We start from the raw sequence: 15715 nt of genomic DNA on the forward strand, positions 1-15715 counted from the left end.
GGAATGCGAACCGGGAAAGGAGGATGGACCATCGGCCGCACCATCGCCATCGGAGACATCCACGGGTGTTCCGTCGCCCTGAAGACGCTGATCGCCGCCATCGACCCCCGGGCCGACGACGTCGTCGTCGTCCTGGGCGACGTGATCGATTACGGCCCGGACAGCCGGGGCGTCGTCCAGCAACTCATCGACCTGTCGCGACGCTGTCGTCTCGTGCTCGTCCGCGGCAACCATGAGGAGTATCTTTTCGCCGCCCTCGAGTCCGAATCGGAACTACGAAGCTGGCTGAACTTCGGCGGGGAGGAGACGCTCAAGTCCTATCCCTACCGGGGCGGGGACGAGTTCATCGACCGCGAGCACGTCCGCTTCCTCAAAGCCGTGGCCCGCGACTTCCATGAGACGGACGAAGCCATTTTCGTCCACGCGTCGTGCGATCCGGACACGCCGATGGACCGGCAGTCGAACACGACGCTCCAATGGAAGTTCATCGAGCCGGGGGAAGCGAGGCCGCATCGCTCCGGGAAGACCGTCGTGTGCGGGCACACCCCTCAGGTGAATGGCGAGATCCTCGACCTCGGGTTCCTGGTCTGCCTCGATACCGACTGCAGTCGGGGAGGGTGGCTGACGGGCCTGGACTTCGACGGCGGCGAGATCTTTCAAGCGAATGAGCGAGGCGAGGCACGGCGTGGGGCACGGGCGGTCCCGAGCTGAACCAGGACGCCGAGCCGACTGGATGCATCACGAGGCGGGCCTGGGACGCGGGAGCCCGGCGTGGGTACTATCGGGTACTACTCCCGGGTCGCCGAGTACTACGATTCCTCGCGTTTCCAGGTACTACCTCGCGACTCCTTGCAATTCCTGGACGGTTCGCTAAGATGAAAGGGCCAGAAGACTTCCGGGGATTTCGGCGGGGTGGAAGGCCTCCTTCGCAATGCTGAGGTTGAGGGTTCGATCCCCTTCCGCTCCACTGGCCGACGACGGCCGACACTCACGGGATGCTCTGGTTGACCCGACGAATATTGGCGTAGTATCGCGGGTTCACCGCGCGTCCAACGCCTCTCGAACCTCCCTGGCGGTTCCATCCGCCTAGATAGCGAGACCAGCGGGTCTTCTCCAACCCCCAGGTCTCGCGCCGATCCCGGGCCGCCAGCTTGGCCGATCGCCCCGGGGCCCCACGCCCTCGTTGTCCCTCGGGCGCTCAACACACGGGGCTCCGACGAATCGGATGCTAGGTGACCGGGTTTCCGGCCGGGTCTGAGAGTGCAGGAGCGCCACGCCTCGAGCGCGGCGTGGGTAAGCGGGCGAGGGGTCGGTTCCGACCCTCCCCCGGGCCGTCGAGCAGCGCCTTGGCCCGGCGCGAGGATCACCCGGGCGGGGTGCCCGAGCCCGCTGATCGCCGGGTGCATCTTCGTACCGCAGCCGCCCCGGCCGTGGCCGCGGGGCTGCTCGGACTGGCCTCCGGAGCCATCCCACTGTTGTTTCGAGCCGGCCGCCGCCGGGCGGGCCTGGACCACGGTCGAGTCGAGGACCAGCCACTCCAGGCCCTCGTCCCGCAAGGTCTCCCATTGCCGAGCCGCTCGGGCAGATCCCCCCACGTGGCCCCGGTCGTGGCAATCAAATAGGACGGCGTCGACGAGCCGCCGATGTCCTCGACGACCCCGCCGTGGCCTCCCAGCATTCCGGGGAGCCACTCCTTGACGCGGCCCCATTCGGGGGCCGGGATGGCGTGGCGATGTCGCGCGGCGTCTTCCCTCCACCCCGGGAGGCTGATCAGGACACCAATCGACCGAATGCGCCTCTCCGCCGCCAACGCGACCTAGGTTTGCCTAGGCCGGTCACGCGAGGCAAATCGAACGCGAGCGCTTCGCCCTCGGTGGATCCCGGCGGATCACGGCGTCGAAGCCGTGCCGGCCAGAGGCCATGTCATCGCGGGTTCAGCGGCGCGGATCGGCCTTGCCCGCGAAAGCTCGGAGTCCGGTATGCCAATCCCATCCAGGCGGCGCGCGTTCCAGCCTTCGGTCGAGGGGGTCGAGGCGAGGGTCGTGCTGAGCGCGGGGGTCCAAGGGCAGCTCGTCCAGCAGGTCGTGCAACCTCCGGCGACGATGCGCGCGGCCCCGACGGTGACCGCCCCGAGGGATTTTCCGGCGTCGACCATCGTCCTCGCGCCGATGACGCGTCGCGACCCGTTCGCGATACTCGGGCTCATCGACAAGTCGGAATTGAAGCCCGGCGACATCCTCGTCTCGACCGAGGAGGCGGGCATCTCGAAGAACATCCGCGACGTCACGCGGGCCGCCTATAGCCATGCGGCCCTCTACGTCGGCGACGGGAAGATCATCGACGCGACCAAGGCCGGCGTCACCAAGCGCGACCTCGGCGCGTTGACGGATCCGGCGAGCCGGGTGGGCGTCATCCGGGTCGACCAGCTCACGGACAAGGCCCGCGACAAGGTCCTGGCGACTGCCAACAAGCTCGTGGGCAAGTCGTACAACTACCTCGGGATGGTGTTCGGGATCGTCGGCGAGCTCAGGCCCTCCCTGCGGTTGCAGCGATTGCTGCAGGGCGAGCCTTTCAAGGTGACCGGCTCGACGCTTGGATTCGGCTACTTCTGCTCGGAGCTGGTCATCAAGTCGTACGCCAGCGCCGGGATCCATGTCGCCTCGGATCCCGCCGACTCGCCCGGCGGCATCATCGAGTTCGCCCAGGCGCGTCCGCGAGCCTTCCACTTGGTCGGCCGCATGGATGTCGGGAAGGGTTGAGCGGCCCGCCGACGCCCACGCCAACGACTCGGCGTAACGCCGACGGCGTCCGGCCTCGCGAGGGGGCCCGACGCCGTTCATCGAGCGATGTCACGAATCGGTCATCCCCCGTCGCCGCGTCTGGAGGGACTGCGTGGAATCCCCCCACCGGCTCGGAGCGATGGTCGAGTTAACAGAGGACAGGAGACCTCCGTCGAGCGAAAGCCGGATGTCGGGCGGATGCTCAACCTCATGTGGATGGCCCGACCGTCGCCGATGGACTCGGCATGGCAGGGTCGAATTCCAGGTCGCCGACACTCCATCTCTCCCGCCATGACTGGTCCGAGTCCCCGGAGACCCCGGCTCCGCTCATCTTCCCGCCTCCGCCCGACCCATCTCGAGGGCCCGGCTCTCCTCCGCGGCCCGCGCCTCGCCGAAATCGACCGCGACTTCCTCGCCTTCTTCCAGGCCCGACACGACCTCGACCCGATCGGGCGTGGATCGTCCGGCGCGGATCACGCGTCGCGACAGGCCCTGGCGCGTCGCGACGTAGCATGCGGATTCGCCCGCGGTCCTGGACATCGCGCTCACGGGGATCGCCAGGGCGTCTGGGATGCTTCCCGTATCGATCTCCACCTGGGCGGACATCAAGGGCAGCAGGCCCGGGGGGGTCTCATCCATCTGGACGCGGGCGACGTACTGGCGCATCCGCTCGTCCCATGCCTTCCAGTCGGCGATGGGCAGGGGGAGGACCGACGCCACCCGGCCGGGGAAGGTCCGGCCGGGGACCGCGTCGATGCTCACCGTTGCCGGCATCCCCGCCCGCACCACGGCGCCGGCCGTCTCGTGGATCGCGACTTCGACCTCCATCCGGTCCAGGTCGGGGATCTTGATCAGGTCCTGGCCCTCGTAAACGAGCGACCCGGGGAGCATGGGGTTCCACCGCGACCGCCAGTCGTGCACCGCCACCCCATCCTGTGGCGCGAGGATGACGCAGTTGGCGACCTGCCGTCGAGCGTCCTCAAGGCGCTTCTCCTGGGTCGACAGCCGCTCCTCCTCCAGCCGATACGCATGCTCCGCGGCGGCGATCTTGCTCCTGAGGGAGTGGACCTCCTTGGGGGCCTTGAAGTTTCGGAACAGCCGATACTCCCCCTCGGCCTTCTCGCGTTCGTGCTCCGCCTTGTCCAGCTCCTGTCGCTCGCTCAGGAATTGCCCCCTGGAGGCGTAGCCCTTGGCAACCATTTTTTCGGTCCAGAGCAGCCTGTCGGCGAGCAAGGAGCAGTCCGATTCGGCTATCGCGATCCGACGCTCGAATTCGCTGGTCTGCGTCCGGGTCTCCCCCCCCTCGTACTGGGCCAGCGCGATCCTCGCGACCTCCAGCGTCGCCAGGGCCTGGTCGCGAGCCGCCCTCGCCTCGTTCAAGGCGATCTCGACCTGACGGGCGTGCTCCTCATGCGCCGAGGAGTCTAGACGGCAGAGCACGTCCCCCTTCTTCACGCGTGCGCCGTTCTCGACGAGGCTGACGACGGCGACGCCGCCCGCGCCGGTCAGATCCCGCACTTCGCATTTCAGCGACGCCTCTCTCGCCGACAGCAGGTCGCCCCCCGCCACCAGTCGCGATTCCAGGGGCGCTCGCCGCACGGTCGTGGTTTCGACCGAGACCCGCACGCGCTCCGCGCCCGCGAGGGCCCACCAGGCGCTCGCGGCCACGATGCACCCCGCCGCGAGCCAGTTTCGCATCGACGCCACGATCTCCGCCCTCGGGGTCACGGCCATCCGCGCCTCCTTCGGCGATCGAAAAGGAGTTCGCGGCGGCCCCGTGCAAGCGGCGCCTTTCCGCGTCCGAGCAGTCTCCGACAAGTGTAGCCAGAGCCGTTGACACTTGTAAGGGGTTGGTCGCGAATTTTTCACTGGCGTTGCGAAGCCGTGATTCCGAGAGCCGGCGGGGTTCCGGCGCTCACCGGGGGCCCTCGCATCGCGCGGGGAACTTCGCGCGTCGGGGCTCGGCGGCCAGCCTCCGCCGCTCGCGGCCGAGGTCTTCCCCGGCCCGCATGCTCGCCTCGTCGTCCTGAACGCCGGGAGCAGGATGGGGGACGGGAAGTCGGGGTCGATCGGGCACTCGTCATTCCCCCGGAGTCTGGGACGCATATGATTCCGGCGTGGGCGACCATCAAGGCGTCGCCCCGTTTCCGCGACGAGGGCCGGTCGTTCGCGAAGGCCCCGTCGGCCACGCGGAGCCGAATCATGTCCGAAGTCATCGCGGGGATCCGGATCCCCGACGGCAAGATCGCCCGCGAGGCGACCGAGCTGCTTCGCGAGCACGGCACCCCGCTGCTCTTCGCCCATTCGCTGAGGGTCTTCCTCTTCGGGTCGCTCCGCGGCCGCCATCGAGGCCTGCGGGTCGATCCCGAGCTGCTCTATGTTGGGGCCGTGTTCCACGACCTGGGCCTGACCGAGAAGTATCGGAGCCGCGACCAGCGATTCGAGCTGGACGGGGCCGACGCGGCCCGCGACTTCCTTCGGGCCAATGGCGTCGACGAGGCCCTGGCCGAGATCGTGTGGGATGCCATCGCGCTGCACACGACCCCGGAGATCCCCTGGCGCAAGCGCCCGGAGATCGCCCTGGTCACCGGGGGCGTCGAGGCCGACGTGCTGGGCGACGGGCTCGACGAGATCTCGCCGGAAGACCGGGCGAGCGTCCTCGCCGCGTACCCGCGGGTCGACTTCAAGGAGGGGATCATCCGGGCGTTCGACGAAGGCTTCGGCTATCGACCGGAGACGACCTTCGGGACGATGAACACGGACATCCTGGAGCGGACGCGGCCCGAGTACCGCCGGCCGAACTTCTGCGACCTCATCGCGGCCAACCCGCTGGGGGGCTGAACGCCCCCAGACCCCGGGGCCGTGGACGCCGCGGCCCGGCGACGCGGCCGGATGGCCCCGCCCGGCGGGCTCGGGATGACGCGAACGACGACGTCTCGGCCGTCGTTCGCGAGGGCCTCGTCATTCCACCTCGTGGACGAGGATGGCGTTGTGGGTGGGGTCGCCGGGGACGACGCCGCGGACGATGACGATGCGGTCTCCGCTCCTGAGGAGGTCGTGCTCGCGGCACCATTCGTCGGCGAATGTGAGGACGTGGACGGAGGCGAAGAGATCCGGGACGTGCACGGGGGTGACGCCCCAGTAGAGGGCCATCGCCAGGGCGACCTCGGGGTCGTCGGTCAGGGCCAGGGTCGGCGTGGCGCCGCGCTGCTTGGAGACGGCCAGCGCCGTGCGTCCGGAGTGGGTGGCGACGATCATCTGGGTCGCCCGGAGCTTGGAGGCGACCTGGCTTGCCGATTCGACCACGGCCTCGGTGATCGGCCGCACCTGGCTGGCGCGTGAGACGGTGCCGCTGGGCCCGCAGGGGCAATGGCGGCAAGTGGACGAGGAGAGGAGCCAGTCGCTGAAGCCGTCGCCGAAGCGGTTGAAGACGAGGTGCTCGGCCTCGTGGGCGATCTGGCTCATGATCGAGACGGCCTCGACGGGGTACCGGCCGATCGCGGTCTCGCCGGAGAGCATCACGGCGTCGGTGCCGTCGAGGACGGCGTTGAAGACGTCGGACGCCTCGGCTCGGGTGGGCCGGCTGGACGCCTCCATGCTGTTGAGCATCTGCGTGGCGGTGATGACCGGCACGCGGGCGCGGTGGCAGACCTCGATGATGCGCTTCTGGACCGCCGGAACCTTGGCGACGTCGATCTCCACGCCCAGGTCGCCGCGGGCGACCATCACGCCGTCGGTCTCGGCGACGATCGATTCCAGGTTGGCGACGGCCTGCGGCTTCTCGATCTTGGCGATCACCCGCGCCCGGCTGCCGCGGGATTCCAGCTCCGCCCGCAGCCGGGTGACGTCGGCCGCGTGGCGGACGAACGAGAGGCCGACGAAGGAGACCTCGTGCCGGGCGGTCCACTCCAGGTCGGCCAGGTCCTTCTCCGTCAGCGCGGAGACCGACAGGGCCGCGTCGGGGACGTTGATCCCCTGGTTGGACCGGATGCGGCCCGGCAACGTCACCTTCATCCGGGCCCAGCCCGGCCGCTTCTCCTGGACGACCATCCCGACGGTGCCGTCGGCGAACAGGACCGTCTGGCCGACGTCCAGGTCGTCGGCCAACTCCTGGTAGGTGCAGGTCAGCTCATGCGGGTCGAGCGGGTCGGTCGGGGCCGAGGTCAGGACGAACTCGGCGTCGAGGTCGCAGGTGACGACGTCGCCGGGGATGCTCCCCAGGCGGATCTTCGGCCCGCACAGGTCCTGGAGGATGGCCACCTGCCGGCCCATCTCGCGGGACGCCTCGCGGATGGCGTGGTAGTTGGCCGTGTGCTCCTCGTGCGACCCGTGCGAGAAGTTCAGCCGGAAGACGTCCACCCCGGCCGCGATCAGCCTCCGGATCATGATCGGATCGCGCGAGGCGGGCCCCAGCGTGGCGACGATCTTGGTCCTGACCTTGCCGAGCGGCTCGACGTGGGCTTCCGTCATGAGATGGGGGATCCTGCCTGGTGGATGTCGCCGTGATTTCCCGCGAGTCGACGCGGACGCCGTCGGAGGGGAGGGACGCAACGATTCTAAGGAGTCCCGCCGGCCCTGCCCAGGCCTCCCGCGCCCGACCGGCCGTCGGATCGGTCACGACCCGTCGCGACGGCGCGCGATCGGGCCGGGTCGAATTGACGAATCCGGGGGCGTGGCGGACAATTGGATGGACCGGGAGGGCGTGAAGGCCTCGACCGGTCCCCGCCGTCGTGCATCCCCCGCCGGGCCCCCATCCTCGCGAGGCCGGTCCATCCATGAAGCGAACCTTCGCGGTCGTCGTCCTGCTCGCCGCGCTCGGGGTGATGGTCAAGCTGGCCTTCAAGCCCGCGACCGAGCCCGCGCGCCCCGACGACCGCGCCGCGACGGCCGCCGCCCCCGCCCCCGCGGGAGTCTCCGAGGAAGAGGCGCTCGTCGCCCGCTACGCCGACGCCCCCCCCGACGTCCGCGACCTGGTGGCGCGCACGGTGGAACGCTACCGCCGCAACGCCGTGGCGGTCGAGCGGTCCGACGGCCTTCGCGGGCTCAGGCTGCTGGACCGGATGGACCTGGAGGCCCTGTTCCTCCACGAGAAGCACCCCTCCGAGTTCCGCGCCCTCCGCGACCTGCTGGACGACGACGCCGCGGCCGACCTGCTGCTGCACTGGCGGGAGTACTTCGGCCTGAAGCGGGCCGACGACACGGACCGCAAGATCCTCATCGCCGAGCTGGAGGCCCTGACGCCCTCTCAGCGCCGGCTGGCGGCCCGGCGGCCCAACGCCCTGCCGCTGATGCTGGCCGAGCCCGAGGGGGTCGCCGAGCTGATGGCCGCGAGCGACGACGAGGCCGAGCTGGCCGACCTCCTCGTCCTCCTCGGCCTGGTCAGCCTGGAGCACGGCGCGGCGGACCTGCGCTCCGCCCTGAGGACGGTGGGCGACCACCCGACCCTCGCCCTCGACGCCTTCCGGCTCCACGGCATGGAGGGCTTCGCCCTGGTGAGCCTCTACGGCCCCGTGCTGGAGGCGATCGGCCCCGCCGTGCCGCTCGACGAGAGCCTGGTCCTCCTGCGGGTGAACTCCGCGTTCGTCGACGAACAGCTCCAGACCCATCGGCCCGGGACGGTCGCGACGCGGCTCGCTCGCGTCTGGTCGGCCGGGCTGGCCGAGCAGGTCGGCGGCAGCCCCAACGGCCTGCGGCTGTCGGTCGAGTACGGCGAGCTGGGGGACCGCGCCCTCGCGAAGGGGGGATCGGACGCCGCCGACGTGGTCTTCGACTCCTACACCGACCCCGTCCTCCGCCGCCAGGCCGCCGCCGCCATCGCGGAGCACGGCGCGATGGCCCTGGCCATGCTGGAGAAGTACGCCCCCGACCCCGACTTCCGGGACGTCCTCCGCGCCCACGGGCCCGGCGTCATCCCCCCCATCGCCAGCGCCGACGCCAACCCGGAGACCCTCGCCCAGCTCCAGGCCAAGGACAGGACCACGTTCACGGAGAAGCTCGCCAGGACCGCCCTGTACCTCGCCGGCGGCGACGGCCAGTCCGTGATCCGGGCGATCAAGGCCGACGGCCTGGAGCGGGTCGCCAGCCTGTCCGACGCCGACCTCCGCTTCTATCACTTCCTCCCCCTGTACGACGTCGTCCACCTGGGCGACGTCCTGCGTCGCGGCTACGCCCCCACGACCGGCGAGGCCGCCTGGGCGCTCCTGGACGCCGGGTTCATCGTGGCCGACGTCCTCAGCCTGGCCGCCATCCAGCCCGGCGCGGCGGTCGCCGTGGAGGCCGCGCGGGCCGAGCTCAAGGCGACCGTCCGCGAGGCGTCGAAGGCGGGCCTCGAATCGGCCGCGAAGGCCGGCGCCCGCGAGTCGGCCGACGCCGCGCGCCAGGTCGCCCGCTGGTGGGCCGTCCGCTCCGCCGGCGGCTTCTATCGCGTGTTGAAGCGGACCCCGGAGGCCCTCGCGCGGATGACGCTCGGCCAGGTCGCCGACGTCGCCCGCCCCCTCGCCGCCAGGGCCGGCATCCGCCTGACGAACTGGGCCCCCGTCACCCTCCTGAAGGACGGCGTCGAGGTCGTCCTGAGGATCCCCCCCGGGCGCGGCCTGAAGTATCTCGGCGCGCAGCTCGCCCAGGCCGGCGTGGGCGTCGTCGGCATGCACAAGATGGAAGAGCACCTCTCCAGCCGCAGGCCCCGACCGGCGGAGTGACGGCCCCGCGCGGGAGGCGCGCGCCCACGCCCCCCCGCGCTCCGCGGACCGGGCGTGGGCCTTTCTCGCGCGCCATTCGGCGTCGCGCGGCCAGGACCGACCTTGAGTGCCAAAGTGTATGAATTAGGGTTTCGCGATACGCATTCATGCGGCTCGCATGCCCGCCTTCATGTGCCTATTCGAGGGTCCGGGGCATGCTGGCACCGACTTCGCGCGGGCTGAAGCGAGATCGCGGCCGGGATAAACCCTAAAATCGCCGAGGGTTTTTGAAAAGTAAAGCCGTTATCCGGATTTTAGGCCGTCTTGAAAAGCATCTGTGTTTCGTTTTCCCAACGCGAACCGGGAAAATCAAAAAGGTTCAAGTTGTATCCTTGACGATCGCGCGGAGGGCTCTGTAGATTCAGCATGTGCTTACGTTACTGTCCTCCCTCGGAGTCACCACCATGATCAGCAGCCTTCGCTCGCTCCCGACCCGTCTCGTGACGCCCGTCGCCCTGGCGATGGGGCTGGTGGCCGCCGGCGTCCCCGAGACTCGGGCCGACGTCTATGCCTACTCCCGCCAGACGCTCTCCGACCTGGTCGTCGGCGGGACCACGGTCTCCAGCCTGACGACCTCGACCCAGGACTCGGCGACCCTCAACGGCTCGGGGCCGGCGAATTCCGACCCGACCGACGCGCCGCAGGCGTTCGTGGGGGCGGGGGCGCTCAACCCCGGCGAGAACGTCTTCACCCAGGCCGGGGCCCTGGGCTCCCCGACGTTCGCCCGGGGCGACGTGCTGTGGGCCGGCGCCGCCGGCGGCGCCTCGACCGTCGCCGAGGGCTCGGTCATCAACACCGCCTCGGCGTCCGCGTCCGCCTCGTACACCCTGACCGCGGAGTTCTCGCTGGCCGCGGACGGGGCGGTGGACCTGTCGTTCGATTTCGAGAATTCGGCCATCGTGCAGTTCCTCGGCTCCTACCTCGGGCTCGCCGCGGCCGACTTCAACTCGAACCTCACCATCATCATCACGGACTCCAGCGGCGCGGTCGTCTTCGACGAGAGCCCCGACGAGCTCAACACGAGCCTCAGCCTGACCGCGGCGGGCTCCCTCTCGGACGGTACCAGCGGCACATTCACCTTCGACGTGGGGACGCTGGTCGCGGGCGACTACACGGCGACCCTGTCCGGCTCCTCCGAGATCGCCCTGCGGCAGGCGGTCCCCGAACCGTCCTCGGTCATCCTGATGGGCTGCGGCGTCATGGCGGCCGTGGGCTTCGGCGTCCGCCGGGCCCGCCGGGCCCGCGTCGAGGCCTGAACCCATCCGCCAGCTAGGCCGAACCCGGCCTGGACCCTCGAAGGCCGCCGGCCTGGCGTCCCCGCCCCCGCGGGGACGCCAGCGGCGGCCTTCGCTCGCGCGCGACCTCGACGGCCGCCGTTGACAGGGGCGAGGGCGGTCCCTATCGTTAACCCAATTCGTTCGCGTCCAAGTCGTTCGAGCGACCGTCGGGGCTCACGGAGGGCCGCGGCGGTCGCGTCGGCGTTTCGTCGGGCCAGATGAGAGCCATGACCGTACGCACCCGCTTCGCCCCCAGCCCCACCGGATATCTCCACATCGGGGGCGTCCGCACGGCCCTCTTCAACTGGCTGCTCGCCAAGCGCCACGGCGGGCAGTTCATCCTGCGGATCGACGACACCGACCAGGAGCGCCACGTCGAGGAGGCCGTCGCCAAGATCGTCGACGGCTTCCGGTGGCTGGACATGCTCTGGGACGAGGGGCCGGAGGTCGGCGGCCCGCACGGGCCGTACTACCAGTCCCAGCGCCAGGATCTCTACCGCGCGGCCGTCGACAAGCTGGTCGCCGCCGGCAGGGTCTACCGCGACTACTCCACCGACGCCGAGCGCGACGCCGGCCGCGATGCCGCGAAGAAGGCCAAGCAGGCCTACCGCTTCCGCCGCGTCGAGTATTCCGACGCCGACCTCAAGCGGTTCGAGGACGAGGGCCGGCCCTACGCCCTGCGGTTCGAGGTGCCGACCGGCCGGACGCTGGTGCTGAACGACCTGGTCAAGGGGGAGGTCTCGTTCAACACCGACGAGATCGGCGACTTCGTCGTGGTCCGCCCCGGCGGGCAGCCGCTGTACAACTTCGCCAGCATCGTCGACGACGTGGACATGAAGATCACCCACGTCGTTCGCGCCGAGGAGCACCTGTCCAACACGTTCCCACAACTCCTCGTCCTGGAGGCGCTGGGGGCGACGCCGCCGGCCTTCGCCCACGTCCCCTACGTCGCCGAGCCGGGCTCGCACGCCAAGATGTCCAAGCGGAAGACCGAGGAGTACGAGAAGCGCGGGATCCTCATCTTCCTGCACCAGTACATCGAGCGCGGCTACCTGCCGCACGCCCTGATCAACTACCTGGCGCGGCTGGGCTGGAGCTTCGACGACACCCAGGAGCTGTTCACCCGCGCCGAGCTGATCGAGAAGTTCTCGCTCGACCGCGTCAACAGCTCCCCCGCCAGCCTCGACCCGGACAAGCTGTTCTGGATCGAGGGCCACTGGATGAAGGAAGCCCCGATGGAGGACAAGGTCGCCGGCGCGATCCCGTTCCTCGCGCGGGAAGGCCTGGCCTCCGAGCCGATTTCGGACGAGGTCCGGGCCCTGCTGGAGGCGGTGATCCTGGCCCTCGGCGACCGGATGAAGACGTTCTCCGACGTCGTGAAGCTGGGCCGGTTCTTCTTCGAGGACGAGATCAAGTACGACCCGGACGCCGTGAAGAAGCGGCTCCGCAAGCCGGGCGTGCCGGAGATGCTCCGCGAGCTGGACGCGCTGCTGGCCGAGGCCGAGCCCTACGACCTGCCGACGCTGGAGAAGGCCGTCCACGACTACGCCGAGAAGTCCGGCCGCAAGATGGGCGACGTGGTCAACCCGCTGCGCGTCGCGACGACGGGGCAGGGGGTCGGCCCCGGCCTGTACGACTGCCTCTTCCTCGTCGGCCGCGACCGCTGCCGCGCCCGGATCGCGAAGGCGATCGAGATGCTGGAAGCGGCGAGTTGAGCGGCCGATCCCGGAGAGAGTCGAAGGCCGACGCGGATTCCCCCCTTCTCCCCTCGTGGGAGAAGGTGCCCCGGAGGGGCGGATGAGGGGGGCGTGACCGGCGGCCCGCGGTTTCCCCCTCATCCGGCCTTCGGCCACCTTCTCCCACGAGGGGAGAAGGGATGTTCGTCGCGGGCCCGCCGACCCACTCGCCGGGCCGCGTCCGAGTTGTCCATTTCCCCAAAGGATTCTCATTTTCATGCGCGTCTTCGTCACCGGATCGATCGCCTTCGACTACATCATGGTGTTCCCGGGCAAGTTCCAGGACCACATCCTGCCCGAGAAGGTCCACGTCCTGAGCGTGTCCTTCCTGGTCGACTCGCTGACCCGCCGGCGCGGCGGCACCGGGGCGAACATCGCCTACAACCTCGCCCTCCTGGGGGGGAAGCCGACCCTGGTCGGGACCGTGGGGGAGGACTTCGAGGACTACCGCAAGCACCTGACCGGGCGCGGGGTGGACGACTCGGGCGTTAAGGTGATCAAGGACGAGCACACCGCGAGCTGCTTCGTCAACACGGACATGTCCGACAACCAGCTCATCGCGTTCTACCCCGGCGCGATGTCGAAGGCGTCGACGATCTCGCCGAAGGACCTGGGAGCGACGGCCGACGACCTGGTCGTGATCGCCCCCAACGACCCGGCCGCCATGGCCCGCTACGCCGCCGAATGCACGGTCGCCGGCGTCCCTTACCTGTACGACCCGTCGATGCAGCTCCCGCGGATGGACAAGGCCGAGCTGGAGGAAGGCCGCAAGGGGGCCAAGATCCTCGCCGGCAACGACTACGAGTTCGGCATGATGGCCGAGAAGCTGGGCGTGAGCGAGGCCGAGCTGCGCCGGAGCGTCCCCATCAGCGTGATGACGCTGGGGGCGAAGGGCGCCCTGATCACGACGGACGGGACCGAATACGAGATCCCGCCGGCGAAGCCCGGGAAGGTGGTCGACCCGACCGGCGCCGGCGACGCCTTCCGCGGCGGGTTCGTCGCGGGGATGAGCCTGGGGCTCCCCTGGCCGGTCGTCGGCCGGATGGCCTCCTTGACGGCGGTCTATGCCATCGAGCATCCTGGACCCCAGGAACACTCGTATTCGCTCGACGATTTCATCGCGCGCTACCGGGAGAACTTCGGCCCGGCGGAGGAGCTGGAAGCCCTCGGGCGCGGCGAGGCCTGACCCCGCCCCCGGGTCCGGCCGGGGCCGCGCGGCGCGACGAGGCGTCGGAAGCCAAGAGAACCGGCGCCATGTCCGTCTTCCGCCTCGGCCCCGACCCGATCTTCCCCCCGCCCCACCTGGCCGAGCCGGAAGGCCTGCTGGCGATCGGGGGGGACCTCGCGCCCGACCGCCTGATCGCGGCCTATCGCGCGGGGATCTTCCCCTGGTTCGAGCCGGGCGGCCCCATCCTCTGGTGGTCGCCCGACCCCAGGCTGGTCCTCTTCCCTGACGAGTTGAAGGTCTCCGGCCGGCTGGCCCGGACGATCCGCTCCGGCCGGTTCGAGATCCGCTTCGACTCCGCCTTCGACGACGTCGTCCGCGCCTGCGCCGAGGTCCCTCGCGACCACGAGGACGGCACCTGGATCACCCCGGAGATGCGCGAGGCCTACGGCCGCCTGCACCGCCTGGGCCTGGCCCGCAGCGCCGAGGCCTGGCGCGACGGCCGGCTCGTCGGCGGGGTGTACGGCGTGGCGGCCGGTCGTTGCTTCTGCGGCGAATCCATGTTCCACTTCGAGACCGACGCCTCCAAGGTCGCGCTCGTCGCCCTGGTCGAGCGGCTGGCCGCGGAGGGCTTCGAGATGCTCGACTGCCAGATCCGCAGCGAGCACATGATCCGCCTGGGCGCCCGCGAGATCCCCCGCGACGAATACCTCTCGCGGCTGGACCGCGGCTGCCGGGACGCCTCGGCGCGGCCCGGCGCCCGGAGGGGGTCGCCGGCGCGGGCCGCGCGCTGAGCGGTCGCGGACATCCTCGAACACCCTGGGACGTGAAGATGGCGGAATATCGCGTCGGCGTCGTGATGAACGGCGTCACCGGCCGGATGGGGATGAACCAGCACCTGATCCGCTCCATCGTCGCGATCCGCGACCAGGGGGGCGTGGCCCTCCCCGACGGCGACCGCCTGATGCCCGACCCGCTTCTGGTCGGCCGCGACGCCGAGAAGGTCGCGGCGCTGGCGCGGCGGGTCGGCGTGTCGCGGTGGACGACCGACCTGGACTCGGCGCTGGCGGACCCCAACGACGCCGTCTTCTTCGACTCCGCCACCACGCAGGGCCGCCCCGGCGTGCTCCTGAAGGCGATCGCCGCCGGGAAGCACGTCTACTGCGAGAAGCCCGTCTCCGTCGACCTGGCCTCGGCCCTGGAACTGGTCCGCGCGGCGCGCGCGGCGGGGGTCAAGCACGGCGTGGTGCAGGACAAGCTCTGGCTGCCCGGCGTCCGCAAGCTGGCCATGCTCCGCGACGCCGGCTTCTTCGGCCGCGTCCTCTCCGTCCGCGGCGAGTTCGGCTACTGGGTCTTCGAGGGCGACCTCCAGCCCGCGCAGCGGCCCTCCTGGAACTACCGCGCCGAGGACGGCGGCGGCATCATCCTGGACATGCTCTGCCACTGGCGCTACCTGATCGACAACGTCTTCGGCCCCATCAAGTCGGTCTCCTGCCTGGGCGCCACCCACATCCCCGAGCGGCGGGATGAGCGAGGGCGGCCTTACGAGGCCACGGCCGACGACGCCGCCTACGCGACGTTCGAACTCCACAACGGCGTCATCGTCCAGATGAACAGCTCGTGGACGGTCCGCGTCCGCCGCGACGACCTGCTGACGCTCCAGGTCGACGGCGTGCTCGGCTCGGCCGTCGCCGGGCTGACCGACTGCCGGACGCAGTCCCGCGTCAACACCCCCCGGCCCGTCTGGAACCCCGACGTCCGCAATTCTCAAGACTACCACGCCGACTGGGCCTTCGTCCCCGACACGACGACTTATGAGAACGCCTTCAAGGCCCAGTGGGAGCTGTTCCTCAAGCACGTCCACGGCGACGGCGAATTCCCCTGGGATCTCCTCGAAGGCGCCAGGGGCGTGCAACTCGTCGAACTCGGCCTCCAATCCTGGCGCGAGCGGCGGTGGGTCGACGTGCCGGAGTTGGACGTCTGAGGCGAGACGTCGGCCCGATCGTCCCTGGAGCCGTTC

General features: G+C 70.2%; 11 protein-coding genes. 9 read left to right on the top strand and 2 right to left on the bottom strand.

Going from position 1 to position 15715, the window contains the following annotated elements:
• The first annotated feature begins 3 nt into the window (after positions 1–3).
• Both WG209_RS12740 and WG209_RS12745 read left to right on the top strand, forming a co-directional pair.
• The gene (locus WG209_RS12740) at positions 4–711 is read left to right on the top strand and encodes a metallophosphoesterase (RefSeq protein ID WP_337175428.1); all 708 of its coding nucleotides are present in this window, start codon (positions 4–6) and stop codon (positions 709–711) included.
• Between the two features lie 1268 nt (positions 712–1979).
• Positions 1980–2759: a YiiX/YebB-like N1pC/P60 family cysteine hydrolase gene (locus WG209_RS12745; protein ID WP_337175429.1), complete on the top strand. Its 780-nt coding sequence runs from the start codon at positions 1980–1982 to the stop codon at positions 2757–2759.
• Positions 2760–3107: 348 nt separating this feature from the next.
• On the opposite strand, the gene WG209_RS12750 is transcribed toward WG209_RS12745, so the two are convergent.
• The gene (locus WG209_RS12750) at positions 3108–4514 is read right to left on the bottom strand and encodes an efflux RND transporter periplasmic adaptor subunit (RefSeq protein WP_337175430.1); all 1407 of its coding nucleotides are present in this window, start codon (positions 4512–4514) and stop codon (positions 3108–3110) included.
• Between the two features lie 468 nt (positions 4515–4982).
• Between WG209_RS12750 and WG209_RS12755 the strand changes: the two genes are divergently transcribed.
• The gene (locus WG209_RS12755; protein ID WP_337175431.1) at positions 4983–5621 is read left to right on the top strand and encodes an HD domain-containing protein; all 639 of its coding nucleotides are present in this window, start codon (positions 4983–4985) and stop codon (positions 5619–5621) included.
• 120 nt (positions 5622–5741) lie between these two features.
• Here WG209_RS12755 and pyk read toward each other — a convergent pair whose 3' ends face one another.
• Entirely contained in the window at positions 5742–7250 is a 1509-nt protein-coding gene (gene pyk / locus WG209_RS12760) for a pyruvate kinase (RefSeq protein ID WP_337175432.1), read from the bottom strand.
• Between the two features lie 305 nt (positions 7251–7555).
• On the opposite strand from pyk, the gene WG209_RS12765 reads away from it, so the two are divergent.
• The 6 genes from WG209_RS12765 (at position 7556) to WG209_RS12790 (ending at position 15679) form a co-directional block, all read left to right on the top strand.
• Positions 7556–9478 carry a hypothetical protein gene (locus WG209_RS12765; protein WP_337175433.1) on the top strand — a complete coding sequence of 641 codons (1923 nt, stop codon included), beginning with the start codon at positions 7556–7558 and terminating at the stop codon, positions 9476–9478.
• Between the two features lie 443 nt (positions 9479–9921).
• On the top strand, positions 9922–10773 hold the full coding sequence (locus tag WG209_RS12770) for an EDSAP-1 family PEP-CTERM protein (RefSeq protein ID WP_337175434.1): 852 nt from the start codon (positions 9922–9924) through the stop codon (positions 10771–10773).
• A gap of 248 nt (positions 10774–11021) precedes the next feature.
• Positions 11022–12509, top strand: a complete 1488-nt coding sequence (gene gltX, locus WG209_RS12775) for a glutamate--tRNA ligase (RefSeq protein ID WP_337175435.1) — start codon at positions 11022–11024, stop codon at positions 12507–12509.
• 238 nt (positions 12510–12747) lie between these two features.
• Positions 12748–13716, top strand: a complete 969-nt coding sequence (locus WG209_RS12780; protein WP_337175436.1) for a carbohydrate kinase family protein — start codon at positions 12748–12750, stop codon at positions 13714–13716.
• A 68-nt stretch (positions 13717–13784) separates the two neighbouring features.
• On the top strand, positions 13785–14489 hold the full coding sequence (gene aat / locus WG209_RS12785) for a leucyl/phenylalanyl-tRNA--protein transferase (protein ID WP_337175437.1): 705 nt from the start codon (positions 13785–13787) through the stop codon (positions 14487–14489).
• Positions 14490–14527: 38 nt separating this feature from the next.
• Positions 14528–15679, top strand: a complete 1152-nt coding sequence (locus WG209_RS12790; protein ID WP_337175438.1) for a Gfo/Idh/MocA family oxidoreductase — start codon at positions 14528–14530, stop codon at positions 15677–15679.
• Positions 15680–15715 lie beyond the last annotated feature (36 nt).

Source organism: Paludisphaera sp., assembly GCF_037189885.1.
GTDB lineage: Bacteria > Planctomycetota > Planctomycetia > Isosphaerales > Isosphaeraceae > Paludisphaera.